The organism is Desulfotignum phosphitoxidans DSM 13687, from assembly GCF_000350545.1.
Lineage (GTDB): Bacteria > Desulfobacterota > Desulfobacteria > Desulfobacterales > Desulfobacteraceae > Desulfotignum > Desulfotignum phosphitoxidans.
The window spans coordinates 219,342-245,270 of sequence record NZ_APJX01000007.1; the positions used below are offsets into that span (position 1 = coordinate 219,342).

The following is a 25,929-nucleotide window of genomic DNA, read 5'->3' on the forward strand; positions in this document are numbered from 1 at the left end:
GCGAGGTCATCAGATCTTCATCCGGTAACCGGTTGTGATGTGATCGCTTTTGAAATTGAAGATGATATGATCAGGATCAGAAAAGCCAGACATGGGCATTGATGAGTTGACCGAACAACGGTTAAAAATCATATTTTTCAGAATATCCCCGCGGGGTATACATGAAATCCAGGTACGTATTCGAGGTGCTGTTTCCGACAATTACCGTTGTCAGCATATCCACATCCGCTGTATCAAGGCCGTTTAAAGGGATTATCGATACGTTCTGACGGTCACGCATGGCATTTTGGACAATGCCTGTGGGGGTATCCGCATCCCGGTATTTCAGTATGATTTCCATGGCTTTTTGAAGCTGCCAGTTTCTCTTCCGGCTTTTCGGATTGAAGATCACGATGACAAAATCAGCCATGGCCGCACATTCAATCCGTTTTTCGATCACATCCCAGGGTGTCAAAAGATCGCTTAAACTGATACAGGCAAAGTCATGGGTCAGGGGGGCGCCTAAAAGCGATGCTGCCGAGGCCAGGGCGGGAATGCCCGGCACCACTTCCACCCGGAGACCGTTTTCAGGTACAGGGTCACATGCTGTCCTGGCTACAGGAATCTGTTTTTGTCGGCAGATTTCCAGGACAAGACCGGCCATGGCATAAATTCCGGGATCACCGGAAGAAATAAGTGCACATTTTTTTCCGGAAAGCGCTGCATCTATGGCTGCAATCACCCGATCCACTTCTTTTTTCATGGTGGTGGCAATGATTTCTTTTCCTTTGATCCGGTCTTGGATCAGGTCTACATATGTGGTGTATCCGGCAATTACGCCGGCTTCATCAATGGCTGCGCCTGCACGGCGGGTCATATGGTCCGGATTTCCCGGGCCGATCCCGACGATGAACAGGATATTGTTGTTCTGGCGATGGCAATGGTGACCTGCCTGGTTTTTTGTTTGGTTACAATCAGTTTCCCCGGATTTGCCGAGAGGATGGCTGCTGCTTCGCATACGCTTTTTGCTCCTGTATATTTTTCTGCAAAGGGTGATACTTCGGAAACGGTACTAACCTGGTTGAGTGTGTCGCTGTCGTAAAAGTAAAGGGGCACACAAAGGCGTTGGGCCAGTTCAAGAATACCGGGTTCATCCTTTTTTAAGTCAATGGTGGCGATGGCCCGGATGCTGTGTATGGACAGGCCGTGTTTGTCACAAACTTTTTTCAGCAGGCCGCTGATTTCAGACATTTCAGTTCCCCGGTTGCATCCGATCCCGGCAAAAAGAATTCTGGGACGGAGAACCAGGTCATGCCTGCCTGTCGTCCGGGTTTGGTCATCCACGATGATGGATGGTGCATCCGGATTTTCGGCGGCACTTTTCCTGATGAGCCGGGCAGGGATTTTTCCTGCCAGCAATCCATAGGGATCGTGCATGAACACGGGGTGGTTTTTTAAAAACATCATATTGATGGTTTTAACGGCGGATGGATTTTCGATTTCAAGATTCTGGTCCCTGGCGATCATGTCCATGGAAGGCAAATCGTTTGCATCCGTCGCCGTGGTGATGACCGGCACCGCATTGATCACCCGGGCTGCGGATTCTGAAAGCCGGTTTGCCCCCCCTAAATGACCGGAAAGCAGGGAAATGCAAAACCGTCCGGCATCATCAATGACCACCACGGCCGGGTCTGTTGTTTTTTTCCTGATATGCGGTGCAATCACCCGGACGGCAATGCCTGCGGCCATGATAAAAATATGCGCCCCATAGGCATGAAACTGGTCTGCAACGGCATCGCCTAAGCGGGTGAATGTTTTTTTGCACCATGGAACGTCAAGGCGTTCAGATACAAAAAGATCGGCACCGGAAAAATGGGCACCCAGTTTTTTTGAAAGAAAAACCCCATGGGGGGTCAACGCCCAGATGGCCATATCAGCCCCGGTATTCATGTCTGAAGTCTTTGTCATATAATTTGGATTGATACGGCATCCGTGACTTTTCCATGTTCAGAAACGGGCTGACCACAATCAGGGCCTGGCTTTTAATTTTTTCCTTTTGAATGGTTTCCGACAGATTTTTTACAGGGATATAATACAGGCGTTCTTCCGGCTGTGACACCTTGACGGCAATGGCGCAGATAAAATCTTCTCCATAGTGTTCGGCCAGTATCTTTTGGACCTGTCCGGCCTGGGCGATGCTTAAATAGATTGCCATGGAAGCCCGGTGCGCGGCAAGGGCTTTGAGGTTTTCGGATTCCGGGACCGGTGTCCTTCCGGCGATCCGCGTCAGGATGAGGGTCTGCGTGATTTCAGGAAGGGTGTATTCCATTTTCATGGCGGCTGCAGCGGCAAAGGCGGCCGTGACCCCGGGAATCACCGTATACGGGATCCCCTGTTGGTCCAGTTGAACCATCTGTTCCTGGATAGCGCCATAAAGGGAGGGATCTCCCGTATGCAGGCGCACCACTTTTTTCCCCTGTTTTACCGCATCTGCCATCATATGAATAATCTCATCCAGGTGCAGGGGGGCACTGTTTACGGCCGTGGCATTTTTTGCCCATTCAAGCAGGGTTTCAGGGACCAGGGACCCGGCATAGACCACCAGGTCTGCCGCCATCATTGCCTTCTGTCCCTTGACGGTGATCAGTTCCGGATCACCCGGACCGGCACCTACAAATATTACCGGATGTCGCTGCATCTGTTTTTCTCCTGTTTTGTTCCTATTGTTTGATCCCCTGTATGATAAACACAGGATTCCGGCTTTTCAGCATCTGCCCCCAGGGCATACCATGCCCGGTATTTACCTGTACCTGGATGATCCGGGTGTCAAATCCCATGGAAGAAAGCATGTCAAGGCTTGCAGTCATGTTGCTGATCAGCACGGTATTGATAACCATGATTCCGTTTTCCTTTATTCGTGCCCCGGCGGCACGGATGATGGACGGCAGGTCTTTGCCGCCGCCTCCGATAAAAATACGGTCCGGATCCGGCAGGGTTTCCATTTCTCCGGGGAGATGCCCCTGACAGACAGTGAGGTTTTTCACCCCGAATGTGTTCCTGTTTCTGTGAATGTCCTGGATCCGGGTGTCTTTTTTTTCAACGGCATAGATCATTCCCCCGGTAATATAATATGACGCTTCAATGGAGACGGAACCGCTTCCGGCACCCAGATCCCACAAGATATGGTCCGGCTGGAGCCTCAGTTTTGAAAGTGAAATAACACGGATTTCAGGTTTGGTGATCAGGCCCTGTTCGTGATGGAACCGGTCATCGGGCATTCCCGGAAAAACCGGCACAACGCTTTGGGCCGGACCCATTTTTTTCCTGAGAAACACCACCAGGTTCGGTTCTGAGAAATCCCTTTCCACGGGTTGTCCCGGATCAAACCAGGTAAGGGTTTCATCCCTGCTGCCGAGCCGTTCCAGAACACAGATCTGAAAATCAGTGATCTGGTTTTCACCCAGGGTGCGGCAGATCCTGGCCGGTGTTTGGACAGGGTCCGTAAAAACAGCGAGTTTATCATGGGTCCTGAAATCACCCAAGTGCCTGTTTTCAAACGGACGGCCGTGAAAACTCATCACCTGGACATCCTGCCAGGATTCTTTGATCCTGGCAAATGCCGCTGCCACGGCGCTGATGTTGGGGTATATTTGTATTCTGTCTTTTCCGATGCGGTCGGCCAGATACGCGCCGATGCCGAAAAAAAGGGGATCTCCCGAAGCCAGGACCACAATGTTTTTTCCTTGTGCCAGTTTGTCCAGAAACAGGCCGGGCAGGGTGTCTAAATTTTTTTTAATTTCAATTTTTTCTCCGGAAAACAGCGGGAACAGATCCAGGTGACGGGCCCCGCCGGAAAGGACATCCGCTGTTTGTATGAGGGCCAAATGGGTATGGGTCAGGTCGTTTCGGGAAAGGCCGAGTCCAATGACGGATAACATGATTTAAGTCTTCCTGCGTGATGGATTTGAGTCAAAATATATCCTGCCGCTGAAATCAAAAATGATCGCCCGGATATTGACAGAGATTCCTGAAAAAGACCGGGCTGAGCGGACTATTTCCGACCCCACCCGGGCGATCACGGCGGGTGCCGTGTGTTCAAGCATAAAAAAAGCCTGTCTTGCCGTGTTGGCGGATAGAATGTTTTGGGCGACCGCTTTATTTCCCGTAAGCGCCAGTGTCCACCGGGAAAGTGTTTTCAGACACAGATCTGTTTTTGCCGCATGGGTATGGGGAAGTCCATCGGCCATTTTAAGGGCCTTTCCAAAAAAAACAGCCAGCACGATGTCTGAAAATCCCATCCGGGCCGCTGATTCAAGGGACAGTTTAAAAAAATCACCCATCTGGATAAACGCTTCTACCGGATCATCCGTAAAATATTTTTGGGCAAACCGTTCACTTCTTCTTCCCGTGGTAAAAAATATTCTTTTTACACCGCATGCCCGGGCCACGGAAAGAGATGACCGGATCGTGGCAATATAGGCTTCGTGGGACATGGGACGGACAACCCCCGTGGTTCCCAGAATCGAAATGCCGCCGATAATTCCCAGCCGCGCGTTCAGGGTATGCCCGGCAAGCGTTTCTCCCTCAGGAACAAAGATTTCTATGGAAACGGCAAAGGACCCGCCGCTGTCCGCCAGCATCTCTTCAACCACGGATGTGATCATTTGTCTTGGGCCGCTGTTGATGGCCGGATGCCCGGGCGGGATTTCAAGCCCGGGTTTTGTAACCCGTCCCACGCCTTTCCCGCCTGAAAGGGTCAACACGGAAACCTCTGTTTCTTTGATTGATACCACCGCACCGATTTCAGCTTTGTGGGTCACATCCGGGTCATCGCCCGCGTCTTTGATCACGGTGCAGACGGCGGTGTGTTCACCGGATTTTTCCAGTGAAAAAATGTCAATGTCCCGGTGGCCGCCACCGATGAAACCGATGGTAACAAATTGCTTTTTTTCTTTTTTCAGCAAAAGATAAAGCGCGCCTTTTACTGCGGCGGCTGCGGCGGCACCCGTTGTAAACCCTTGTTTCAATTCTGTTTTTTTTGTTTTAGCCATTTTTTTGGGAAATACTCAATATAAAATAAAAAAACAGATGCCAACGGCAATCAGGCTCAATACCCTGAAAAGTTGACCCAGAAGGAGAATCTGCAATCCCATTTTGGGCGAATAAATACCGATATACCTGGGAAGCTGGTGACGGATGGCCCGCAGGGGGAAGGCGATAATGTTTCCGGCCAAAAGGGCAAGCACCGTTTGTTCAACGTTGATGAGCCCGGCATCAAGGAGTGCGCCGGCGGCTGCAAATCCGGATGTGAATTCCGCGGCAAAACTGAGTACCACGACGGAAAGCGCTTCCACCGGAATAAACGCCAGGGAAAGGTTTCGGGCCAGAAACTGGTTGGCCGCATCAAAATAATTCAGCGTATTGATCATGAAAACAGCGATATATACGGGCAGTACATACACAAAAACAGTTAAAATGCGCTTTGGAATTTTTTCTTTGATGGCCTGGATCATTTTTTCCCGGGAGGGATGGCTGCCAGGGACACCGGTCGTTTGGCTGTTGGTTGCCATTCGGGTTTCAGGGTGAATAAAAAAACGGCCGTACACAAGACAGAGAAAAGTCCGGATAAAGGTGGCCAGAAATGTGAGAAAATAATAAATGACCCCGGCTTTTCCGGTTAAGGGCAGAACAATGAAAAAAGTGGTGGGAAGGTGGAGAAAATAGGCGGGTAACTGGTTCACAAAATTCGTGACAAAGAGTTGTTGCCGGGTGATTTTTCCTTCTTTGTAAAAATCAAGGAGCATGGCGTTTGCCGTGACACCGGATACAAATGCCGCGGTAAATGCGGCGCCGCAGCGATCACCTAGATGACCGAACCTGAAAAAAGGCCTGGCGGCAACCCCAAGGGTCCGGGTCCAGCCGGAAGCCTCAATCACCTGGCCGGCAACAAGGCCTGCTGCGATAAAACCCATCAGGGTGAGCAGGGGCATCAACAACCTGCCGGTCAGCTGCGGCACGGTCACCTTGTCTGTCAGGATCAGTCCTGACATGAGCATTGCGGCGGATACAGTCAGGGAAACGGCAAGTGGTTTGTATTTAAAGGCGGATTCCGGCATGATCATGACCTGTTTTTTCCAAGTCTTTTTTGAGATTCCGTTTGGCAATAATCAAAGACCAGTAGTCTGGTTTTTGTTTTTCAAGATCTGTTACGTCCTCAAATATTTTTTCGCCTGCCCGGCCGCACCGGGAGACCCCCCGGCTGTTCCGGAGCAGGCCGGCCTCTGCAAGGGCATCATTGATATCTTTTATGTTTCTGTAGGTTTTCAGTAATACCACGTTTTCCGCGCAACCGGAAAATTTTCTCAGCGCTTTCCCTCCTCTGGCACCGGAGGTAATCAAAAGGGATTCCTCCCCTTCCACCAGGGGCATATTCATCCGGGATGCGGCAGCCAGATACGAGGGGATGCCGGGAATGGACCGGATGGGAATACCGGGATTTTTCTGCCGGATGATCCGGATCAGATATCCGTAAGTTGAATAGGTCAGCACATCTCCCAGGGTGAGGAACGCCACATTTTTCCCCTGTTCAAGTTCCGCCATGATCACCCGGGCGTTTTCTTCCCACAGCGTTTCTTTTTCGTCTTCGTTGTTGGACATCTGGAAGGAGAGCATCCGGATATCCGCCTGATCTGAAATGTGGGGCCTTGCGATTTCGACAGCAAGACTGTGCCTGTTTTTGATGGAAGATGCCGCAAAGATGACGTCGACATGGTTGATCATACGGACGGCCTTCAGGGTCAACAGTTCCGGGTCACCCGGGCCGACACCGATACCGTAAAATGTACCTGTAGAAGGATTCATATTTTTTTCCTGTTGTTATAACTGCTTATCCATGGAAAGAATGATCAGCGCATTCAATGCCCCTGCGGCAATGTTGGAGCCGCCTTTTCTGCCGGTATTGGTGATATAGGGGATATCGTGTTCCAGAAGAAGTGCCTTGGATTCGGCTGCATTGACAAATCCCACGGGAAAACCGAGAATCAGAGCAGGAAAGGCTTTTTGGGCTTGAATCAGTTCAATTAAACGTAACAGGGCCGTGGGAGCGTTTCCAACAACATAAATACCCCCTTCCATTTCCGGAACAGACCGGTTCACAGCTTCAAGGGCTCGGGTGGTCCCGTTTTTTTTGGCCGCGTCTGCGACATCACTGTCACTGATACGGCAGATCACCCGGTTGCCGAATGGCACCAGCGCTGTTTTCCGAATGCCGGATCTGGCCATTTCCGTGTCCGTGATAATGGGCTTCCCGGACCGGATCGCCGTAATCCCTGCCGCAATGGCATCTTTATGGAACCGGATGGTGTTTAAATAGTCAAAATCAGCCGAGGTGTGAATCAGCCGCCGGACCACGGGCCATTCAGCCGGTCCGAATCCATGGCCTTGGGCTTCGTTGTCGATAATCTTGAAGCTTAATGTTTCAATTTCCTGTGGTTTCATCGTATATCCTGTCTGGTATTGGTGTGATGGCCTCCTGAAACACAGTATCCCAGGCGGTTCCTGAAAATTCGGGGTAAAGCCGTATTCCGGTCTGGTGAATGCCGTGAAGCAGACGCATGGTGGGCCGTGAAACAATATGCTCGTCAATGATGTAAACCCGGTTGTTTTGGATCGCCCGGATCACGGAAAATCCGGGCTCATTCTTGATTTGATCCAGGGTTGGACGGTTCATGGGGCCTTGCTGGGACAGGAACACATCAATATCCGCTGCTTTTGACAGTATCCGTTCCTTCCCGTATACGGCGATGTTGCTCCCCCGGGACGGCCTGGCATCATCGGCAATATTGATGCCCCCGGCGGTTTTCAAAACAAAATCAGCCATGGAGCCATTGGAAAAGGTTTTCATTTTGTCATGGATGGCCTCGAAATACACTTTCTGGGGGGGGGGTCGCGTTTTTTGAATATGCATTGAATTTTTCAACCGCCAGCTGAAATTGCTGGATCATCCTGTGGGATGTGTCTTTTTTCCCGGTCAGCATGCCCAATATTTTCCAGTATTGATACATCTCTTCAATGGTTGAGGGCTGGATGGAAACAACCGTGATGCCGCTTTGCTCCAGCCGTTTTGTCAGCCTGGCATACCCCCTGTCGATCATGGGCCGGATCAGTACCAGGTCCGGCCTGGCCGCCAGGAACCGTTCCGGGTCATCATGGTATGAAAAGGCCGGTTTTTCCTGTGCTTTTTCAGGATATGAATCGGATCGGGACACCCCGATGATCTCCGAATCCAGACCCAGATAAAACAGATTTTCCGTGTGGGCCCCATAAAGAGATATAATCCGTGAAAACGGCCGGCTCACATTAATTGTCCGCCCGGACTGGTCGATCAGCGTGGTTTCATCCACAAGCTTGACATCCCCGGGAAGATCCGCAGAAACGCAGGGTGTGAACAGGCCGGTCAAAACCCAAAAAAAGAAAAGCCCCCTTTGTATCACCATGACGCTGCCTTCCCTGTTTTAAACACGGCCTGCCCGGCCTGGTAAAGGGGTTCGAACCGTATTTTTGACTGAATATGAAACACCGTTTCAAGCATTTGTTCGGTCATCAGGTCTTGTGTCGGCCCTTTTTTGACCAGGGTTCCCGTTTTCATGAATACCATTTCATCACAGAATACCGCTGCCAGATTGATGTCCTGAAATACAGAGATAACGGTCAGGCCTTTTTCACGCACCATTTTTTTAACCGTGTCAAGCAGATGGATACTGTGGCGGATGTCAAGATTGGAAGTGGCTTCGTCCAGAAGAAGGATATCCGTGTCCTGGGCCAGGGCCCTTGCGAACACCGTCCGTTGCCGCTCACCCCCGCTGATTTCCGTGACAAGCTGGTCTTTCAGACGGCGTATCCCGGTGATTTCCATGGCCTGATCACATCGTTGGAAGTCCCGGGCAGAGGGCCTGGAAAATCTTTGGATATAAGGGTATCGTCCCATCATGACCACGTCGGATACCCGATAGGGAAAGTTGATATAAAAATTCTGGGAGACCAGACTTATCTGTTTTGCCAGGATCTTTTTAGGGGTTTTCTTTAAACATTTGCCCATGAAGCGAACTTCGCCTCGGTGGGGATGAATGAATCCGGCCATCAGGTCCAGCAAGGTGGTTTTACCACATCCGTTGGGTCCGAGGATTCCATAAAACCGGCCTTTTTTAAAGGTTTCCGAGATGCCGGTGAGAACGATGTCACGGTCATAGGCAAAAAACGCCTGCCGGATGTCATGGCAGATTTCGGTCATTGCCGGGTCCTCATATGGTTTCTCCTGAAGATAAAGCAGAAAAAAGGACCGCCGATCAATGCGGTGAGCACGCCGATGGGAATCTCAACCGGAAGCATGGCCCGGGTGACCGTGTCTGCGGAAAGCATCAGGATGGCGCCGGCCAGAAAACAGACCGGCAAAAGTCTCTGGTTGTCGGGTCCTGCAAACGACCGCATCATGTGCGGCACCAGAAGTCCCACAAAACCGATGATTCCGGAGACCGACACACATATCGCCGTGACAAAAGATGCCGTAAAAAGCAGGTAAAGCGTCACCCGGCGGGTTTCCACCCCGAGTGTGACGGCCATCCGGTCTCCTAAGGAAATGATGTTCAGGTCCCTTGAAAAGTAATAGATGACGATGAAGCCGCCCACCACGGTAATACTGACAAGAGACACATCCATCCATGTCCGGGAGGCAAAACTGCCCATGAGCCAGAAAATGATGATGGCCACCTGTTCATCTGCCAGGTATTTTAAAAAGCTGATTCCGGCGGACAAAATGGATGATACGATAATTCCGGACAGGATCAGGGAGTTTGAGGAAAGACCCTGCCGGTCAAAGGTCTGTCCGGATGACAGAAAAATCACGATCAAAAGAGTGACGGCGGCACCGGAGAATGCGAAGCCCGGTAATATATACAGGTTCAGGGAAGGGAAAAACAAGATGGCCAGAGATGCGCCGAATGCAGCGCCCGCGGAAATTCCCAGGGTAAAGGGGTCGGCCAGGGGATTTAAAAGAATCCCCTGGTACACGGCCCCGGAAACGGCAAGTCCTGCACCCACAAAAACAGCGGTCAGAATTCTGGGAAGCCGGACATCCATGACCACTGTCCGGATCACGGCATCGATTTTCTGACCGGCATCCGGGCCGGGGAAAACCGTTTCAAAAATACTGCGGGTCACCTCGGAAAACGGAACGGGAATATATCCCATCCCGGCGGAACCGATCACGATCAGGCACAAAAGACCCAGCAGAACCAGGTTTTCCGTTACCATTTTCATCCCTTTTCCCGGGGTATCGGTCATTTTATTTTATACCGGCATCTTTGATCACATCAAAAATGTGATCACTGTATATTTTTGCCCATCCGGTGTTTTCACCAAGACCGGTAATGTCACAGGTGACCGACATTCCCATCTGCTCAAACCGGGTTTTCCATGAATCTTGTTCATCTCCTGCCATGTCATTGCCGGCATGATCACCGGCCACCACCATTAACGGTTTCATAAAAACTTTTTTAATACCTGCGTGCTTCAGGTCTTCTGCCACGTGACTCACCAAAGGGAATCCTTCAACCGCACCAATGAATACCCGTGTGTCCGGGTAGGTTTTCCGCAGGGTATCTTCCAGTTCAACATATGCGCCTGTGGAGTATATCTCGTTGCCATGTCCCATATAGACCATGGCAGCACCCATTTTTTTTGCTTTTTTAATATCATTTTCAAGGGCGTTTGCTGCAGCCTGAATATCTTCCTGGTAGAAATGTGTTGCTGACGGTGCGCCAAGGGCCGGACGGCCTAAGACAAGGATATCAAAAGGCATGTATTTTTCACGCAGGGTTTTGATGCTGTTCAGACCAGACATATAGGCGCAAAGATCTGCATAAGATTCCCCGGCAAAAACATGCGTGGGCTGAACAACAATGGTTTTAATCCCTTGGTCCTGAAGATCGGCAACCGTTGCCAGCGGCGACTTCACGTATAAAAAATCCCTGCTGATTTCCTTGTTTTCTTCCAGAAATCCGGTATCATTCTGGCGGTCATGCCATATTTTCCGGATGACATTGGATGTGAACGCATGGGTTACCATATAGTCGGGATGGTCTTTTTGAACGATTTCTTCAATGGTGGTCAATGCTTTTAACGCATCCGGATGTGAGGTGCCGAAACTGGCCAGCACAATCGCTTTCCGGGGTGTTTGGCCGTAAGCCATTGAAAAAATCAGAAGGACAGACAAACTGGTCAGCATGAAACGAATGAAGTTTTTGATCATGATTTCATCTCCTTGAAATAAAAAAATCCCCTGACCATGATATTTTTCAATATCATGGTCAGGGGATTCCGTATTCAATCCGGTCCACAACGGGGTTATCTTTCTTCCGCGAAAAATAATCCCAAAATTCCTTCCAGGCAGGTCTTCTGACTTCCGGATCATTCTAATTGCCGCGCCTTCCCGTTTATATTCAATCAATAAACAGTGACAAACTGCGGCTTTCGTCCCCGGTTACAGCGGCGGGCCCGTTCCTGATTTTAACAGGATTCCCTTTTCAGCTTAAAGAACCGTATTCCGGCTCTTCATAAGCACCTGGAGGATCTTTTCAGCCCAGGTTAAATAATACAGGCTGAAAAATTCAATCGCTTTACTAATAGTCTTTACAAATATGGAATGTCAAGCAGAATATTTATTCCGGATGGTTTCAGTCAGCAGGTCCTGCCGCTTTTTTTTTCTGTCACGTGGGCGCGGCCTTTTTTCAGATGGATTTTCATTTTCCCAGTCCCTGGCTGATCAGGGTGACGGGATGGACCACAGTCAGGTTGTCTTTTTCAGACAGGTTGCCGTGAAGGTTGATCCGGCACACGGGGCAGTCCGTAAGCCAGAAATCAGCCCCTGAAGTCCGGGCGCCGGCCAGTTTTTTGGCCATCATTTTTTTGGAAATATCCGGGTATTCATAGAAAAACGTACCGCCGCCGCCGCAGCAGGCCGCTTCATCCGGAACCGGGATATAGTCAAAGCAGGGCAGGGCCTTGAGAAGCGCCTGTACCTTTGCCAGGGAATTGAAGCTGTTTTTCGAATGACACGGGGCATGGTAGATCACTTTGTGCTTCGAGATGTCCGAAGTCATGGCAGCGGCCAGGTCATTGATGTGGTCATGGAGAAACGAAAGAATATCCCGGGTTTTCTGGGCGATCAGGTCCGGCATGCCCGGGATGATTTTTCGGGTCAGCGCTGCAGCATGGCCCCTGCCGGCCGGGATGTTCATTAAAGCCGGGTATTCATCTTTCAGGGCCGCCCCGCAGGTGGTGCAGTCCACGATCACGGCATCCCAGTTTTCTGCGGCTGCATCCAGGGCGTTTTTTCGGGTATGGCCCCCGTGTTCCCCCATGGCCTTCTGGATCGCCGCCAGGTTGACAGCCATGTTTTCACGGGCCCGGTCCCTGGCCCCGTGGAACATCATGGGGATGCCGCAGCAGGTCTGGCTTTCCGGGATCACCACCTCATACCCCAGCTGAGTGAGGATATGGACGGTGGCCTGTCCCGTGTCGGCAAACATATAGTTGGTGGCGCATCCCGTGAAATAGATCACCCGTCCTCTGGGGTTGCCCCTGGCAAAAGACACCCGGGACAGGGTGCTGCGCAAAGGCCGGCGGTTCATCTCTGGAAACCGGTGAACCGGGATGGTGCCGATTTTGTAAGCTTTTTCCAGGGCTGCCGGGGTGAGGCCCCGGCCGATCCTGGCCAGGCCGGCCCCCATGCGCAGGCGGTATTCTTTGGCCAGCAGATACACCAGACTTCTTATGGCCGAAGGTTCCGGTAAAGACCGGGCCAGCTGTTCCCGCATGTCCATGAATCTGGCATAGTGATTGATGCCGGATGGACACACAACCTTACAGGCCCCGCACATCAGGCACTGGGAAACCAGGTCTTTCAGCAAAGGCGAGGCGGACAGATCTTTTTTTTCAAACGCCTTGATGAGCTGGAGCCGGGCCCTTGGGGATGCCTGTTCCTGCTTGATCACCTGGTACACCGGGCATACGGACAGGCACAGCCCGCATTTGCCGCAGTTCTGGATGGGTTTTCTTGTCATACGAATTTTCCCGGGTTCAGGATCCCGTCCGGATCCACGGCCTGCTTGATGGTTTTCATGAAATCAATGGTGCCCGGGTCCATGACCAGGGGCAGGTACTTGGCCTTGGCCAGGCCGATGCCGTGCTCCCCGGACAGGGTGCCTTCCAGATCAGCCGCGGCCCGGAAGATCTCGTCAAATACGGCCATGACCCGCTCCCATTCTTCGGCATTGCTTTTGTCCGCCGGGATCATGGGGTGCATGTTGCCGTCCCCGGCATGGGCCAGAATCCCCACCCGTAATTTATGTCTGTCAGCGATCTGTATGATGCGCCGCACCATTTCCGGGACCCGGCTCACGGGCACGGTGACATCTTCTGAGATAATGTCCGGGGCCAGCTTGGCAAACACGCCGTAGGCCGAGCGCCGGGCCGTCCACAGCCGTTCTCTGTCGGAGGCTGTTCCGGCTTCCTGGATATGGACGGCATGGTGGGCATGCAGTTTTTCTAAGATCAGCCGGATCTGTTTGTCACAGGCTTCCGCCATCCCGTCCACCTCGATGAGCAGGGTCCCGGCCGCTTCTCTGTCCAGGCCTAAGCCGGCCTTGTCCTCGATGGCGTTCAGGGTGAGCTGGTCCATCAGTTCCATGGCTGCAGGCAGGATCCCGGACCCGATGATGTCCGTGACCGCCGTTGCCGTGTCATCCAGGTCTTTGAACGTGGCCATGATGGTTTTCACGGTTTCCGGCACGGGTACCACCTTGAGGATTGCTTTGGTGACCAGCCCCAGCGTGCCTTCAGACCCGCAGAACAGGGCCGCCAGCTTGTATCCCGTGACATCCTTGATGTTTTTGCTGCCAAACGTGATCACCTTGCCCGAGGCCAGCGCCACCTCCAGGCCCAGGATATAATCCAGGGTCACCCCGTATTTCAGGCACCGGGGGCCGCCCGCGTTCTGGGCAATGTTGCCGCCGATGGTGGACATGTTCATGGACCCGGGGTCCGGGGGAAAGAAAAATCGGTCAGGCGCCAGGGCTGCCTGGAGATCGGCGTTCACCACGCCGGGTTCCACAATAATGTACCGGTCTTTGGTGTTGATCTCAATGATCCGGTCCATTTGTGAAAAACAGATCACCAAGCCGTGGCGGGCCGGTATCGGGGCCCCGCACACCGAGGTGCCCGCGCCTCTGGCCGTGACCGGGAGTTGGTGGGCCGATGCCAGAGCCAGAATTTGCGACACCTCTTCCGTGGTTTCGGGAAAAACCACGGCTTCGGGCATGGATTCTTCCACAAACGCGTCATAGGCATAGCAGAAAAGCTGTTCTTTTTTGTCCAGCCACCGGGCAGGGTCCACAATGGCCAGAAACTGGTTTGTCAGGTCCGGTGAGATCAATGCCGTCTCCTTTTTTGTCGGGTCTGTTGGGGCCGGCCCCCTATTTGAGCAGCCAGTGGGGCAGTGCCAGGGAAATCCAGGGAATATAGGTGACCAGCATCAGGCAGGCCAGCATGATCACCAGAAACGGGGCCACACCCCGGGCAATGGTCACAATAGGCGCTTTGGTGATGCCCGAAGCCACAAACAGGTTCAGGCCAAAGGGCGGGGTGAGCATACCCATCTGGATGTTGAGCACCATGACAATTCCGAAATGCACCAGGTCGATGCCGTACCGGTTCAGGGTTTCTAAAAACAGCGGGGCCAGAACGAGCATGGCGGACACATCATCCATAAAGCATCCCAGAATCAGAAACAGCAGGTTGACCGTGAGCAGAAACATCCAGGGCGTGTCAATGTATCGGATAATGATATCTGCCAGATGATGGGGAATCTGTTCGGCCGTGAGCAGCCAGATAAAGGTCATGGCACATGATAGAATAAACAGCAGGCAGGCGGACAGAATGGCGGCTTCCCGGCATACGTCCGTCAGGTCTTTGATGCCGAACTCTTTATAGATCACCATTTCCACAAACAGGGCATAGACCACGGACACGGCAGCGGCTTCCGTGGGGGTGAATACCCCGGAATAGATGCCCCCCAGCACAATGAACGGCAGCATCAACGCCCAGATGCCGTCTTTGCCCGTTTCGATCAACCGGGCCACAGAAGCGTTTTGGTCAATGCGCCAGTTGTGTTTTTTGGCCACAAAAAAGGTGTACACCATCAACGAGAATCCGATGAGCAGCCCCGGCATCACCCCGGCCATGAAGATTTCCGCCACGGACACGTTCATGACCAGGCAGTAAAGAATCATGGGAATGGAAGGCGGGATCACAATGCCTAAAGAACCGGACACCGTGATCAGGCCTAAGGAAAATTTTTCACCATACCCGGCCTTGATCAGGGCCGGGATCATGATGGCGCCGATGGCCACCACCGTGGCCGGAGACGATCCGGAAATGGCGGCAAAAAAAATGCAGCCCAGGATACCGGCCATGGCAAGCCCCCCGGGAAACCATCCCACCAGGGCATTGACAAAATTAATGAGCCGTCGGGCAATGCCGCCCCGGGTCATAATGGCTCCGGCCAGAATGAAAAACGGAATGGCCAGGAGCACAAACTGGTCCAGGGCGTTGAACAGCTGCTGGGTGATGATGGTCAATGGGGTGTTGGAAAAAAACACCAGGGACATAAGAGTGGTCACGCCTAAGATCACGGCAATGGGCACGCCTGAAAACAGGAGCACGGTAAAGCACAGGCCAATGAATAAAATCATGGTGTCTGCCTTTTCATATCCTTGGCAAAGGCGGTGATCAGAAACCGGATTCCGATGAACACACAAAACACGGGGATGGGAAGATAGGCCACATACATGGGAATCTGCAAAGTGGGGGAAGTGGTTTCATAGCCATGCATGCGCAGTACGATTTTCCAGGAATGGTACGCCACAATAAAGAAAAATCCGGCGGCCAGGCTGTTGGTGAAAGTCCGGACCCGGCCCTGCCAGGGCGGTTTCATGTGGGTGACCAGAAGATCCATGGTAAAATGGCTGCCCGTGCGCACTCCGATGGATGCGCCTGAAAATGCCACAAACACGCCGATATACCGGCCCAGTTCCTCAAACCAGGTAAAGGAATAACTGAACACATACCTGGAAATGACCTGGACAAATCCGATCAGAGCCAGGATCAGAATGGTCCACACCAGGGTGATCTCTTCCACCCGGTGAATAAAAACAAAAAACCGGTTACATCCCGTGGGTTTCAATTTTTTCCAGCACAAAATCAAACAGATCGTTCCCGATTTTTTTGCGGTATTTGTCCCAGACCGGGGTCATGGCTTTGCGGAACATTTCGCGCTCTTGTTCAGACAGGTCAATGATTTCAATGTTGTTGGCCCTGGCATAGGCATCCACGGACATGTTGAGTTTGGGCAACGACTCATGCAGGGCCGCTGTGACCGTCCGGTTGATTTGAATGGACTGCCGGGCCGCGTCTTTGAAAATCTGCTGCTGGGCCTGGGTCAAACTTTCCCAGTAATCCACGGATACAATAATGACACATTCCGTGACACAATGCTGGGTCCGGGTCACATATTGCGTCACTTCCGTGAATTTCATGAGAATGGAGGTGATCAGCGGGTTTTCCTGGGCGTCGATCACGCCGGTCTGCAGGGCATTGTAGGTTTCAGGAAACGGAATGGCCACAGGAGATGCTCCCAGCTGACGGAACGTGTCCAGATAGGTGGGCGAATTCATGACCCGGACTTTAAGGCCTTTGATGTCATCCGGGGTCCGCACCGGGCGCTTGTTATTGGAAAAATCCCGGAATTCGTTTTCCGTCCACCCGATGGCAATGAATCCTTTTTTGGGAAAATAGGAAAAAATGCGTTCCTGAACTTCCGGATCATCAATGGTGGCATACAGGGTCTGCCGGTTCGGGAACAGAAACGGCATATCCAGAATACTGCACTGGGGCACGAAATTTTGAAGCACGGCCGTGGCAACGGCCGCCATTTCCAGGGTGCCGGCCTGCACCTGTTCGGCCAGAGAGCGTTCCCCGCCCAGCTGCCCGGCCGGGAATGTGGCAATGTCAATGTCACCGTGGGTTTTTTCTTTCACATAATCAGCAAAGGCATCCACACCCTTGGCCTGGCCGTGAAACGGCGGGGCCACATGGCCGAACTTCACGGTCTGGGCAAATGCCGGTTGAAAAAATCCCATGAAGAAAAATATCAGAAAGACCATGCCGGACAGGCAAAAACCAGGTTTGATATGTGACGTTTTCATGCAAACGGCTCCTTGTTTTACAAAAAAGGGGGGTTCGGCAGATATTGAAAATTTTGCCGGCCCCCCTTTGTTTAATCAAATGTGAAACCTAAGTGTTACATAGCGGTTTCCGGGTGGAATACATTGACTTCTTTTAAATCATCCCCCAGGTATTCCCGTTCGTTTGGACCTAAAATACCCAGAGACAGACAGATCAGGGTCCACATGTGTACCACGGGGTAATTGCTGCCATAGTGTTCGCTCAGTTCATGGATCTGGGCATGGCAGTTGTGGCACCCGGCAATACAGTAGTCTGCGCCTGTGGCTTTGATCTGGTCGTCCTTGATTTTACCGTATTGCAGGCGTTCCTCCTTGAACCCGGATTGCAGGAATCCGCCGCCGCCGCCGCAGCAGTAGTTGTTGGAGCGGTTGGGCTGCATGTCGATGAAGTTTTCTTCGCCTACCACGGATTTGACCACAAACCGCAGGTCTTCGGCAATGGGATCCCCATAGCTTTTCCGAACGATCTGGCAGGGGTCCTGCACCGTGAATTTGATCTTCAGGTCCTTGTTCCAGTCGGAGTTGACTTTGAGTTTGCCCTCACGGATCCACTTGGCATAATATTCATAAATATTTTTGACTTCAAAGTTGTGTTCCAGGTTGAATTTTTTCAGTCCGGCCCGGACTGAGAAGGTGATGTGTCCTCACTCGGTATTGAGGAACGTCTTGCACCCCAGCTTATTGGCCTGGTCCGCACTGGTTTTGGTAAGATGCTTCCATCCGTCGTTATCGGCCAGGAACAGACAGTAGTTTTCTCCGGCCCAGCCTTTGCTGCCATAGGTCCAGTCCACACCGGCCAGGTGCAGGATCTTCCACAACGGTACCAGTTCGTCGGGTTCGGTCACGGGTTCCCTGGAATTCTGGTTCAGGAAAAATTCCGCGCCTTGTTTGTCAATGGGGGCCTGCATGTCTGCAAATTCGGGTTGGGCTTCCCGGTATTCTTCCAGCACATCCTCGACCACGAATTCAAAGTCCTCTTCCGTGGTGCCCATGGCAGAGCCGGTGTCGTTTCTCAATGCCATGTCGCAGGAACCCAGAATCCCTTTGGGCCGTTCTTCCCTGGGCCGCAAAGCCCGGGCGTTGAACACCAGCTGGGGAATGTCGATTTTCATGGGGCAGACATAGATGCACCGCTGGCACATGGTACACATCCAGGGCCAGTCAGAGGCGGCAATTTCCTCGTCCATGCCCAGGGCAGCCATGCGCAGAAATTTGCGCGGGTCCATATCTCTCAAGCCTGTTGCAGGACATCCTGATGAACAGGCGCCACAGGTCAGGCAGGCGTTCAGATTTCCGCCTTCCGGCAGAATTTCCTTGACCTTGTCAATAAACAAACTTCGGGCCTTTTTTTTGCCCAGTTTTATCACCGCTTCTGCCATGAATAGTTCCTTTCTTTATCAATCATCCGGTCAAATGATTTATATGGTTTATCTTTCAGTGTATGATTCGCACCCGACAACGGCAATCTTTTCCATGTGTCAGACTCCTTGTTATTATGGTTTGCCTGAAGTAGATAACAATTTTATATTTAGTATGTCAAGAGCACAATGGATGCCGGGGCTGTATTTTAAAAAAATTGTTGAAAAAACAGGCCACAGGCTATTTGACATTTGCCCGTGATGATTTAAACTGTATTCAATTTTTACCTGCCCGGGGATCCGGGCGGATTGACGGGAGAAAACATATCACATGAAAACAGATACCATGACGGAAAAAAGCGGCGCTGTTTCGCGTCAAACGCTTTACATAATGATCCTGGTTGCATTGACGGTCGGATTTATTGTCGGGGCCGCATACACCTCTTTTAAACTGGCCAAAGACAGTTCCGCAACCCGGATGGACGTCCATTCCGGTCCGGCACCGGGTTCAGACGCACATTCGGAAACCGCCGGGACAGCCGCACCGGATATGGACGACAAGATTGCGGAACTGGAAGCACTTGTGAAACAGCACCCTGAAGATGCCCGGGCCTGGGCCAATCTGGGTCATGTGTATTTTGATGCAGATCAGCCGGATTCAGCCATCCAGGCGTATCAGAAATCACTGGCCCTGGTGCCGGGAGATCCGGCCGTGCTCACGGACATGGGCGTGATGTACCGCCGGAACGGGGAACCGGACAAAGCGATTCAGGCGTTTGATCAGGCCGTCGCCGCCTCTCCGGGGTTTGAAACTGCGTTGTTCAACAAAGGCGTGGTGCTCATGGCGGACCTCAATGACCTGCCCCGTGCCATGGCCGCCTGGGAAGAACTGGTGAAAGTCAATCCGGATGCCACCACGCCCGGGGGTGAAAAGGTGGCGGATATTGTCTCGCGCATGAGACAGCAGAATTAATGGATATTCTTGATTTGTCTTTTTAACAGGAGAAAATTCATGAATGTGACGACACTGAACACCATAGAAAAATTTGAAATTCAGGCCTACGCAAAATCCAGGAATGTGGACAGAAAAGACCATGTGCCGTTTTCCGGATCTCCCAGAAAACATCCCTGGGACCCGGAAAAAATCATCCTGATTGTCGATCCGTTCACTGCCGGAACTTTTTACTATGAGTTCAAGATCAAAGACATCGGATTTGCCGAGGAACTGGCCAGTATGACCAACATTGACGGCGAATCCGTGGCCATGGCCCGGATCTGGGTGAAAAAAAAGAGCGTGGCCACCCAGAGCACCCCGTTTGTCGTGGATTCGATCCGGCACTTTTAAGCCGCATTATATCTGGCAGGTTGGTTGTCTTTGTGGTATTGTCTTTGCTTGTTATCCTGGCACGGGCGGAGCAAAGATAAATGAAGCACAAAAAAAATATACTTGCGGTATCCGTTTTCACTGCCGTGCTGATTCTGGCGGTGGTGATCGGGTACAAGAATCTGTCGTATAACTGGCAGTGGTATCGTGTGGCCCCGTATTTTTTTTCCTTTGAAAACGGGCGGTTTGTGGCAGGGGTTCTGCTCCAGGGCGTGTGGATCACCTTCAAAATTTCCGCGATTTCTCTGGTGCTTGCACTGGTCACCGGTATGGTGTCCGCGTTTGCCAGATTGTCGCCTTATGTGTCTTTGCGGGTGCTGGCCTGGTGTTATGTGGAAACCATCCGCAACACCCCGCTTTTAATCCAGATTTTTGTCATTTATTTTGTCATCTCACCGGTGCTGGATCTGTCTGCCTTTACGTCCGCAGTGATTGCCTTAAGCCTGTTTGAAGGGGCGTATTCTTCGGAAATCATCCGGTCAGGTATCATCAATATCCCCAAAGGTCAGTTTGAGGCGGCCCAGAGCATCGGCCTGCCGGTTTTTGCCACCTACTATAAGGTGGTTGTCCCCCAGATGCTGCGCCAGACCCTGCCCATGCTGGCCGGCCAGAGTGTGTCTCTGATCAAGGATTCCGCGCTGGTGAGCACCATTTCCATTTATGATCTGACCATGCAGGGACAAAAAATCGTATCTGAAACGTTTTTGACTTTTGAAATCTGGTTTGCCGTGGCATTATGTTATCTGTCCATTACAGCGACATTGTCTTTTATCATCCGGCGAATCGAAACCCGGATGAGATTTGTGAGTTAATTTAAACGGAAAAGGAGAGGCTATGTTTAATATGAAAAAAGTGCTGACGGCAGTGGGATTGATCCTGCTTATGCCCCTTGCCCTGTGCCTGGCCGGAGAGACCGGGGACCGGCTTTCCAAAGAGAGTGTGATTGAAAAGATCCAGAAAGACAAGGTGATCCGGGTGGGGATGTCCACATTTGTGCCCTGGGCCATGAAAGACAAACAAGGCAAACTGGTCGGATTTGAGATCGATGTGGCCCGGCAGCTGGCCAAAGACATGGGAGTGGATGTGGAGTTTGTGCCCACGGCCTGGTCCGGGATCATCCCGGCCCTGATGACCGGCAAATTCGATGTGATCATCGGCGGCATGGGCATCACGGCTGAGCGCAATCTCAAGGTGAATTTTACCACGCCCTATGATTATTCCGGCATGTCCATGGTGGCCCACCGGAAAAAAGCCGAAGGATTCTCCACGCTGGACGATTTCAACACAGATGCGGTGAACATTGCCGTGCGCATGGGAACCACGGCGGAACAGGCGGCCCGAAAGTTTTTCCCCCATGCCAGCTTGCGTTTGTTTGAAAATGAAAGCCAGGCCCTGCAGGAACTGAACCTGGGTCGGGTCCATGCCGTGGTTTCTTCAGCCCCCATGCCCGTGTTCCATGCCTTGAAATATCCGGACAAGCTGTTTGTTCCTCTGGAAGAGAATTTTACCAAAGAGCCCATCGGGTTTGCCATCCGCAAAGGAGACCCGGATGCCGTCAATTTTTTCAACAACTGGATCATCAATCAGCATGCCAGCGGGTTTTTAAAGGAGAAAAAAGCCTTTTGGTTTGAATCCAGAGACTGGGAAGATCTTGTTAAATAAATCTGTAAAACCGTTGACCCTGGTGGATCTGGCTGTGGTACTGGCCGTGACTGCCGGGGTTTTCTTTTTTTTTGTGCGCATGGTCCAGGTGCTGGACTACCACTGGGACTGGCAGGCCATTCCCGGATATTTTCTGTTCAAAGACCCCGAGACCGGCCGGTTTCATGCCAACATGCTGCTCCAGGGGTTCGGCACCACCCTCAAACTGAGCATCTGGTCCATGGGAATCGCCTTTGTCCTGGGCACCCTGTCCGGCATCATGGGTGCCCGGGGCGGGTTTATCGGACAGATGATCAGCCGGTTCTATGTGGAGACGGTGAGAAACATTCCGTCTCTGGTTCTGGTGATCCTGTTCTATTATTTTGTTTCCTCCCAGTTTCTGGATGCCCTGGGCCTGGATCAATGGGTCAGGAATCAGAGCGCCCCCGTGACCCGGGCCATCTCTTTGTTGCTGGCGGAATCCGGGCAGATCAATGCATTTGTGTCTGCGGCCGCCGCCCTGGCCATTTATGAAGGCGCGTATATTTCTGAAATCGTGCGGGGCGGGATCAACGGGGTGTCCGGCGGGCAGTGGGAAGCAGCCTGGTCTCTGGGGTTGTCTTCGTTCAACACCTTCCGCCTGGTGATCCTGCCCCAGGCGTTCCGGCGGGCCGCATTTCCCCTGGCCGGCCAGTTCATCTCCACCATCAAGGATTCCGCCATTGTCTCGGTCATCTCGGTCCAGGAACTCACCTTCCAGGGCATGGAACTGATGGCAGCCACGTTTCTGACCTTTGAAATCTGGATCACCATCACCCTGCTGTATTTTATCCTGACCTTTTCCTTGTCCCGGACCATCTCGTTTTTTGAAAAGCGCATGGCCATCCGGCAGTAATATTATTTGTCTGGATTGTTTTTTTTGCGTGCCAATACAGCTTGTTTCAGGGCCTGGATCTTGGGGCCGTCTTTTTTCCACATGCGGCAGGAGTCCATCAGAAATCCTTTTTCCTTGATATTTTCGAGATTGTCCGGCAGCGGGGCGGGGTTTCGGCGTTTTTCCGTAAGCCAGCCATGGACGATCTCCTGGGCCATGGCTTTGGTCAAAGTGGCCAGATGGGTGCAGCCTCTGGTACCGCCCATGATTTCACTGACCTTGCGGGTGAATCCGGGTTTGATCTCCAGCCCGGTTAAAAGCGGGACCCGGTCCAGGGTGGTGCGGCATTCTTCCATGGGAATGACGGGCATGTCCGCAAAAACCTCCACAATGCGCAGCGGATCCGGGGTGATCCGGCAGAACAGGCGGATATGGTGGATGGTGCCGGGTTCCAGGACTTTGCCCGTGATGTCGAATATCCTGATATACCGGGTATCGATGAGTTCTCCCTTGACGATGACCTGGCTGTTGTCATGGGGAAAGGTGGACATCCGGATATCCCGGGTATGGATCCGGGAGAGGTCTTTTATCAGGTCAGCCAGCATCTCAGCCTCCTTTGGGTTGACTTTCCGGGAGGAAATCATTAAGAGGGGTTAAAAATGACTGATTATGTTATCCTATAATGCCGGTGGATAGCAAGGGGGTATGCCATGACCCGGCAAATCACCTGCAAAGGTCTGCATAATGAAACAAGGGTAACCCGCCATATATCGGCTTAAAACTTAAATCTTAACACTTAAAACTTTCATATCCCAAGGAGAGCTTATGGCCTGCAAAATCGATGAAACAAAAATACAAGAAACCATTGCATTTCACGGGCATTCCTGCCCCGGTCTGGCCATCGGGATCCGGGCGGCGGAGCTGGCGTTGAGCCGCCTGGACTTTACGCCGGGCGCCAACATGGTGTGCGTGACGGAAACCGATATGTGCGGGGTAGACGGCATCCAGTTTCTGACCGGGTGTACCTTCGGCAAGGGCAATTTGATTCATAAAGATTACGGCAAAGCCGGGTTTACCTTTTTTGACCGGGACAATGAAAAAGGGTTCCGGGCCTTGTTTCAGGATGATGCGATCCAGGCGTTCGAACCGGCCAACGGGGATTCGGAACGAGATGCCCGGACCCGGGCCATCATGGAGGCGGATCTGGCGGATCTGTTTTCCGTGGCCCCCGTGGCAGTCCCCCCGGTACGTCCGGCCCGGATTCTCGAGAGTATCATCTGTAAGGAATGCGGGGAAAAAGTGATGGAATCCCGGATTCGGCGGTTTGCCGGCCAAGACTTATGTATTCCCTGTTTTTCCCGGCATGAGCAGAAAATTTAACATGTGAGCGGGTGTGAAACCCATCAGGCTATTTTAGTGTCACCGGGCAGTGAAAACAACACGGACACCCGGGTGCTGCCGTCACAGGCCGGCCCGGGTTTTTTGTCACACACCGCATTGCTGCCCGGGCATTGATCCGTGGCATCGGGAAGACGGCTGCACCGCTTTGAAGTCATGGAGATCTTGAAATTAAACCGTTCAGAAAAGATTTTCATGCGAAGCAGGTCGGCGCCTTTGCCGCCGGCATTGAAATCAAAGGGGGTTTTAGAGGAATACTGAAGGGTTTCCTGGGTGGTGAAAAATCCCTCAAAAATGCGTTTCTGGGCTTCTTGGGTCAATCCGATGCCCTGGTCATGGACCACCAGTTCCACGTTGCGGCCTTTTTCATGCACCTGCACCTGGATGTCGCACCCGTCAGGGGTGTTTTCCACGGCATTGCGTATCAGGCCGTCCACCACTTTCTGTAACGGGTCCACAGGAATCCGGATGTCCGGCACGGGCATCAGCTGCGTGGTCAGGTTCACCTGCCGGTGGCTGAACAAGGGGCGCAGTGCCTGAACCCGGGCGTCCACAAACTGGTCGAGCGGAACCAGAACCGCATCCTGATGCGGGGTGGTATAAATTTTTTCCAGGGTTTGCCTGACTTTCTGAACCACCCGGCTTTCTCCGGTCTCTTCAGCGATCAGGGCCTCGATCATATCCGTACATTCATCAAATATCAGGCTGAACACCGGGGTATGATGAAACCATTTTTTTTCCAGAATATCATATACCTGGTCTTCAATATCGATGAGCCGTTTCAGATTCCGCTGCATCCGTTCCAGCGTGGGGTGCCAGGTGGCTTCAGGCAGGTCCGTCAGTTTTTTGGACAGCACTTTAATGGAACTGAGCAGCACGGCCACCGGGGTTCTGAGTTCGTGGGACAAATGGCTGATCATTTTGTCTTTGGCCGCGTTCAGGCTTTTGAGTTCGGCATTGGCTTTTTTCAGCTGTTCAGACACCCGGGCGTTTTCAATGGACAGGGCCACGGTGGCAGCAATGGTACTCAGGGTTTTGAGATCCGTCTGATCAAAGGTGCCTTCTTTTTTGTTATCCGCTGAAATGACCCCGATAATCCGGGTATTGGAGTGCAGCGGCACCACCATGACATTTTTGATCCGATATCCGATTTTTTCATCCCGGCTTTTGAAGGTATCCGGGTTTTCAGGAAGATAGTTCATGATCAATGGTTTGCCGCTTTGGACCACCTGGCCCGACAGCAGCTCATCCACGGGAAACCGGGTTTTTATGACCCGTTCCCTTGTGGTGGGGTCATCGTGGGCCATGCCCAGAACATAGAATTCTTCGCCTTTGTCATCTAGCAGCATGACATTGGCGCCCAGGGTTCCCAGCAGTTCCTTGATCTCATTGCTGATATATTCCACAAGCCGGGAAAGTTCCGGATATTGGGGCAAAGCCTGGCTGATGCGGTTGATGGCCCCCTGGTTCCGGTCAATGCGTTTTTCCATGGTCACATCCCGGAACACCATCACCATTCTGGCCGGCTGGAGGTCTTCATCCCGGTCGATGCCGATCCGGACCACCACATCCAGAACCTGCCCGGTTTTGGTCAATCGACGGGTGGTCAGTTTGACGACATTTCTGTTGGGCGGCAGGGCTTTGATTTTTTTGGCAAGCTCCCCTTGCAGGCGGGCCGGGATATATTGCCTGCCCCGGGTGCCTTTGAGTTCTTCCGGGGTCCAGCCGAAGGTATGGGTGAAAGCCGGGTTCAGATAAGTGATCAGGCCTTTGGCGTTACGAATCAGCACGGGATAAGGGATGAACTGGAGAAACCGGCGGTGGTACTCGGCGGCAATCCGGTCTTTTTCCCAGAGCGCTTCCTGTTCAGCCAGCCGCGCTTCAAGGGTTTTGATTTTTTGCAGCAGCGGGTCTCGGGTGTTTGGGTCGGTCATAAAT

27 protein-coding genes and 1 riboswitch are annotated in these 25,929 nt (G+C 52.3%); of the genes, 6 read left to right on the forward strand and 21 right to left on the reverse strand.

The window, feature by feature from the left end; translation table 11 throughout:
- Positions 1-121 precede the first annotated feature (121 nt).
- The 19 genes from cobJ to DPO_RS24655 form a co-directional block, all read right to left on the reverse strand.
- Positions 122-856 (reverse strand): precorrin-3B C(17)-methyltransferase, encoded by a 735-nt coding sequence (cobJ, locus tag DPO_RS16180; protein ID WP_006967249.1) that lies wholly within the window; start codon positions 854-856, stop codon positions 122-124.
- Positions 853-1,947 carry a cobalt-precorrin 5A hydrolase gene (locus DPO_RS16185; RefSeq protein ID WP_083912058.1) on the reverse strand — a complete coding sequence of 365 codons (1,095 nt, stop codon included), beginning with the start codon at positions 1,945-1,947 and terminating at the stop codon, positions 853-855. The genes cobJ and DPO_RS16185 overlap by 4 nt, the downstream gene beginning before the upstream one ends.
- Positions 1,913-2,677 (reverse strand): precorrin-4 C(11)-methyltransferase, encoded by a 765-nt coding sequence (gene cobM / locus DPO_RS16190; protein WP_006967251.1) that lies wholly within the window; start codon positions 2,675-2,677, stop codon positions 1,913-1,915. Before cobM ends, DPO_RS16185 begins: the two co-directional genes overlap by 35 nt.
- Before the next feature lie 22 nt (positions 2,678-2,699).
- The gene (locus tag DPO_RS16195) at positions 2,700-3,917 is read right to left on the reverse strand and encodes a bifunctional cobalt-precorrin-7 (C(5))-methyltransferase/cobalt-precorrin-6B (C(15))-methyltransferase (protein ID WP_006967252.1); all 1,218 of its coding nucleotides are present in this window, start codon (positions 3,915-3,917) and stop codon (positions 2,700-2,702) included.
- Positions 3,918-3,920: 3 nt separating this feature from the next.
- Complete coding sequence (gene cbiD / locus DPO_RS16200) at positions 3,921-5,030, reverse strand: cobalt-precorrin-5B (C(1))-methyltransferase CbiD (RefSeq protein WP_006967253.1); 1,110 nt, start codon at positions 5,028-5,030, stop codon at positions 3,921-3,923.
- A gap of 15 nt (positions 5,031-5,045) precedes the next feature.
- Positions 5,046-6,101 carry a nucleoside recognition protein gene (locus tag DPO_RS16205; RefSeq protein WP_236609981.1) on the reverse strand — a complete coding sequence of 352 codons (1,056 nt, stop codon included), beginning with the start codon at positions 6,099-6,101 and terminating at the stop codon, positions 5,046-5,048.
- Positions 6,076-6,840 carry a precorrin-2 C(20)-methyltransferase gene (gene cobI / locus DPO_RS16210; protein ID WP_006967255.1) on the reverse strand — a complete coding sequence of 255 codons (765 nt, stop codon included), beginning with the start codon at positions 6,838-6,840 and terminating at the stop codon, positions 6,076-6,078. Before cobI ends, DPO_RS16205 begins: the two co-directional genes overlap by 26 nt.
- 15 nt (positions 6,841-6,855) lie before the next feature.
- Complete coding sequence (locus tag DPO_RS16215; protein ID WP_006967256.1) at positions 6,856-7,476, reverse strand: precorrin-8X methylmutase; 621 nt, start codon at positions 7,474-7,476, stop codon at positions 6,856-6,858.
- Positions 7,457-7,945, reverse strand: a complete 489-nt coding sequence (locus DPO_RS26470) for an ABC transporter substrate-binding protein (RefSeq protein WP_006967257.1) — start codon at positions 7,943-7,945, stop codon at positions 7,457-7,459. Before DPO_RS26470 ends, DPO_RS16215 begins: the two co-directional genes overlap by 20 nt.
- Positions 7,887-8,474 carry an ABC transporter substrate-binding protein gene (locus DPO_RS26475; RefSeq protein WP_006967258.1) on the reverse strand — a complete coding sequence of 196 codons (588 nt, stop codon included), beginning with the start codon at positions 8,472-8,474 and terminating at the stop codon, positions 7,887-7,889. The genes DPO_RS26470 and DPO_RS26475 overlap by 59 nt, the downstream gene beginning before the upstream one ends.
- Positions 8,468-9,268 carry an ABC transporter ATP-binding protein gene (locus DPO_RS16225; protein ID WP_006967259.1) on the reverse strand — a complete coding sequence of 267 codons (801 nt, stop codon included), beginning with the start codon at positions 9,266-9,268 and terminating at the stop codon, positions 8,468-8,470. Before DPO_RS16225 ends, DPO_RS26475 begins: the two co-directional genes overlap by 7 nt.
- A complete protein-coding gene (locus DPO_RS16230; RefSeq protein ID WP_006967260.1) occupies positions 9,265-10,293 on the reverse strand; it encodes a FecCD family ABC transporter permease in 1,029 nt (342 codons plus the stop codon). The genes DPO_RS16225 and DPO_RS16230 overlap by 4 nt, the downstream gene beginning before the upstream one ends.
- A gap of 25 nt (positions 10,294-10,318) precedes the next feature.
- The gene (locus DPO_RS16235; RefSeq protein WP_006967261.1) at positions 10,319-11,284 is read right to left on the reverse strand and encodes a sirohydrochlorin cobaltochelatase; all 966 of its coding nucleotides are present in this window, start codon (positions 11,282-11,284) and stop codon (positions 10,319-10,321) included.
- Between the two features lie 119 nt (positions 11,285-11,403).
- Positions 11,404-11,615: riboswitch (cobalamin riboswitch) on the reverse strand.
- A 159-nt stretch (positions 11,616-11,774) separates the two neighbouring features.
- Complete coding sequence (locus tag DPO_RS16240) at positions 11,775-13,097, reverse strand: (Fe-S)-binding protein (RefSeq protein WP_006967262.1); 1,323 nt, start codon at positions 13,095-13,097, stop codon at positions 11,775-11,777.
- A complete protein-coding gene (locus DPO_RS16245; RefSeq protein WP_006967263.1) occupies positions 13,094-14,467 on the reverse strand; it encodes an FAD-binding oxidoreductase in 1,374 nt (457 codons plus the stop codon). The genes DPO_RS16240 and DPO_RS16245 overlap by 4 nt, the downstream gene beginning before the upstream one ends.
- Before the next feature lie 40 nt (positions 14,468-14,507).
- On the reverse strand, positions 14,508-15,785 hold the full coding sequence (locus DPO_RS16250; protein ID WP_006967264.1) for a TRAP transporter large permease: 1,278 nt from the start codon (positions 15,783-15,785) through the stop codon (positions 14,508-14,510).
- Complete coding sequence (locus tag DPO_RS16255; protein ID WP_152427703.1) at positions 15,782-16,276, reverse strand: TRAP transporter small permease; 495 nt, start codon at positions 16,274-16,276, stop codon at positions 15,782-15,784. The genes DPO_RS16250 and DPO_RS16255 overlap by 4 nt, the downstream gene beginning before the upstream one ends.
- On the reverse strand, positions 16,257-17,297 hold the full coding sequence (locus DPO_RS16260; protein WP_006967266.1) for a DctP family TRAP transporter solute-binding subunit: 1,041 nt from the start codon (positions 17,295-17,297) through the stop codon (positions 16,257-16,259). Before DPO_RS16260 ends, DPO_RS16255 begins: the two co-directional genes overlap by 20 nt.
- A gap of 95 nt (positions 17,298-17,392) precedes the next feature.
- A complete protein-coding gene (locus DPO_RS24655) occupies positions 17,393-18,715 on the reverse strand; it encodes a (Fe-S)-binding protein (RefSeq protein ID WP_083912059.1) in 1,323 nt (440 codons plus the stop codon).
- A gap of 310 nt (positions 18,716-19,025) precedes the next feature.
- Here DPO_RS24655 and DPO_RS16275 point away from each other — a divergent pair, with 310 nt between their 5' ends.
- The 5 genes from DPO_RS16275 to DPO_RS16295 all read left to right on the forward strand — a co-directional run bounded on the left by DPO_RS16275 (position 19,026) and on the right by DPO_RS16295 (position 22,614).
- The gene (locus DPO_RS16275) at positions 19,026-19,667 is read left to right on the forward strand and encodes a tetratricopeptide repeat protein (protein WP_006967269.1); all 642 of its coding nucleotides are present in this window, start codon (positions 19,026-19,028) and stop codon (positions 19,665-19,667) included.
- Positions 19,668-19,706: 39 nt separating this feature from the next.
- The gene (locus DPO_RS16280; protein WP_006967270.1) at positions 19,707-20,039 is read left to right on the forward strand and encodes a hypothetical protein; all 333 of its coding nucleotides are present in this window, start codon (positions 19,707-19,709) and stop codon (positions 20,037-20,039) included.
- Between the two features lie 80 nt (positions 20,040-20,119).
- Positions 20,120-20,890 carry an amino acid ABC transporter permease gene (locus tag DPO_RS16285; RefSeq protein ID WP_006967271.1) on the forward strand — a complete coding sequence of 257 codons (771 nt, stop codon included), beginning with the start codon at positions 20,120-20,122 and terminating at the stop codon, positions 20,888-20,890.
- A gap of 22 nt (positions 20,891-20,912) precedes the next feature.
- A complete protein-coding gene (locus DPO_RS16290; RefSeq protein WP_006967272.1) occupies positions 20,913-21,740 on the forward strand; it encodes a transporter substrate-binding domain-containing protein in 828 nt (275 codons plus the stop codon).
- The gene (locus DPO_RS16295) at positions 21,730-22,614 is read left to right on the forward strand and encodes an amino acid ABC transporter permease (protein ID WP_006967273.1); all 885 of its coding nucleotides are present in this window, start codon (positions 21,730-21,732) and stop codon (positions 22,612-22,614) included. The genes DPO_RS16290 and DPO_RS16295 overlap by 11 nt, the downstream gene beginning before the upstream one ends.
- Positions 22,615-22,616: 2 nt before the next feature.
- On the opposite strand, the gene DPO_RS16300 is transcribed toward DPO_RS16295, so the two are convergent.
- A complete protein-coding gene (locus DPO_RS16300) occupies positions 22,617-23,198 on the reverse strand; it encodes a DUF2889 domain-containing protein (RefSeq protein WP_006967275.1) in 582 nt (193 codons plus the stop codon).
- Positions 23,199-23,418: 220 nt separating this feature from the next.
- Here DPO_RS16300 and DPO_RS16305 point away from each other — a divergent pair, with 220 nt between their 5' ends.
- A complete protein-coding gene (locus DPO_RS16305; protein ID WP_006967276.1) occupies positions 23,419-23,973 on the forward strand; it encodes an FmdE family protein in 555 nt (184 codons plus the stop codon).
- Between the two features lie 23 nt (positions 23,974-23,996).
- On the opposite strand, the gene DPO_RS16310 is transcribed toward DPO_RS16305, so the two are convergent.
- Positions 23,997-25,925: a sensor histidine kinase gene (locus DPO_RS16310; protein ID WP_006967277.1), complete on the reverse strand. Its 1,929-nt coding sequence runs from the start codon at positions 25,923-25,925 to the stop codon at positions 23,997-23,999.
- Positions 25,926-25,929: the final 4 nt, after the last annotated feature.

Coding starts and splice junctions, on each gene's coding strand:
- cobJ (WP_006967249.1), bottom strand. CDS start 856: ATGACCCGCCGTGCAGGCGCAGCCATTGATGAAGCCGGCGTAATTGCC.
- DPO_RS16185 (WP_083912058.1), bottom strand. CDS start 1,947: ATGACAAAGACTTCAGACATGAATACCGGGGCTGATATGGCCATCTGG.
- cobM (WP_006967251.1), bottom strand. CDS start 2,677: ATGCAGCGACATCCGGTAATATTTGTAGGTGCCGGTCCGGGTGATCCG.
- DPO_RS16195 (WP_006967252.1), bottom strand. CDS start 3,917: ATGTTATCCGTCATTGGACTCGGCCTTTCCCGAAACGACCTGACCCAT.
- cbiD (WP_006967253.1), bottom strand. CDS start 5,030: ATGGCTAAAACAAAAAAAACAGAATTGAAACAAGGGTTTACAACGGGT.
- DPO_RS16205 (WP_236609981.1), bottom strand. CDS start 6,101: ATGATCATGCCGGAATCCGCCTTTAAATACAAACCACTTGCCGTTTCC.
- cobI (WP_006967255.1), bottom strand. CDS start 6,840: ATGAATCCTTCTACAGGTACATTTTACGGTATCGGTGTCGGCCCGGGT.
- DPO_RS16215 (WP_006967256.1), bottom strand. CDS start 7,476: ATGAAACCACAGGAAATTGAAACATTAAGCTTCAAGATTATCGACAAC.
- DPO_RS26470 (WP_006967257.1), bottom strand. CDS start 7,945: ATGCATATTCAAAAAACGCGACCCCCCCCCCAGAAAGTGTATTTCGAG.
- DPO_RS26475 (WP_006967258.1), bottom strand. CDS start 8,474: ATGGTGATACAAAGGGGGCTTTTCTTTTTTTGGGTTTTGACCGGCCTG.
- DPO_RS16225 (WP_006967259.1), bottom strand. CDS start 9,268: ATGACCGAAATCTGCCATGACATCCGGCAGGCGTTTTTTGCCTATGAC.
- DPO_RS16230 (WP_006967260.1), bottom strand. CDS start 10,293: ATGAAAATGGTAACGGAAAACCTGGTTCTGCTGGGTCTTTTGTGCCTG.
- DPO_RS16235 (WP_006967261.1), bottom strand. CDS start 11,284: ATGATCAAAAACTTCATTCGTTTCATGCTGACCAGTTTGTCTGTCCTT.
- DPO_RS16240 (WP_006967262.1), bottom strand. CDS start 13,097: ATGACAAGAAAACCCATCCAGAACTGCGGCAAATGCGGGCTGTGCCTG.
- DPO_RS16250 (WP_006967264.1), bottom strand. CDS start 15,785: ATGATTTTATTCATTGGCCTGTGCTTTACCGTGCTCCTGTTTTCAGGC.
- DPO_RS16260 (WP_006967266.1), bottom strand. CDS start 17,297: ATGAAAACGTCACATATCAAACCTGGTTTTTGCCTGTCCGGCATGGTC.
- DPO_RS16275 (WP_006967269.1), top strand. CDS start 19,026: ATGAAAACAGATACCATGACGGAAAAAAGCGGCGCTGTTTCGCGTCAA.
- DPO_RS16280 (WP_006967270.1), top strand. CDS start 19,707: ATGAATGTGACGACACTGAACACCATAGAAAAATTTGAAATTCAGGCC.
- DPO_RS16285 (WP_006967271.1), top strand. CDS start 20,120: ATGAAGCACAAAAAAAATATACTTGCGGTATCCGTTTTCACTGCCGTG.
- DPO_RS16290 (WP_006967272.1), top strand. CDS start 20,913: ATGTTTAATATGAAAAAAGTGCTGACGGCAGTGGGATTGATCCTGCTT.
- DPO_RS16300 (WP_006967275.1), bottom strand. CDS start 23,198: ATGCTGGCTGACCTGATAAAAGACCTCTCCCGGATCCATACCCGGGAT.
- DPO_RS16305 (WP_006967276.1), top strand. CDS start 23,419: ATGGCCTGCAAAATCGATGAAACAAAAATACAAGAAACCATTGCATTT.
- DPO_RS16310 (WP_006967277.1), bottom strand. CDS start 25,925: ATGACCGACCCAAACACCCGAGACCCGCTGCTGCAAAAAATCAAAACC.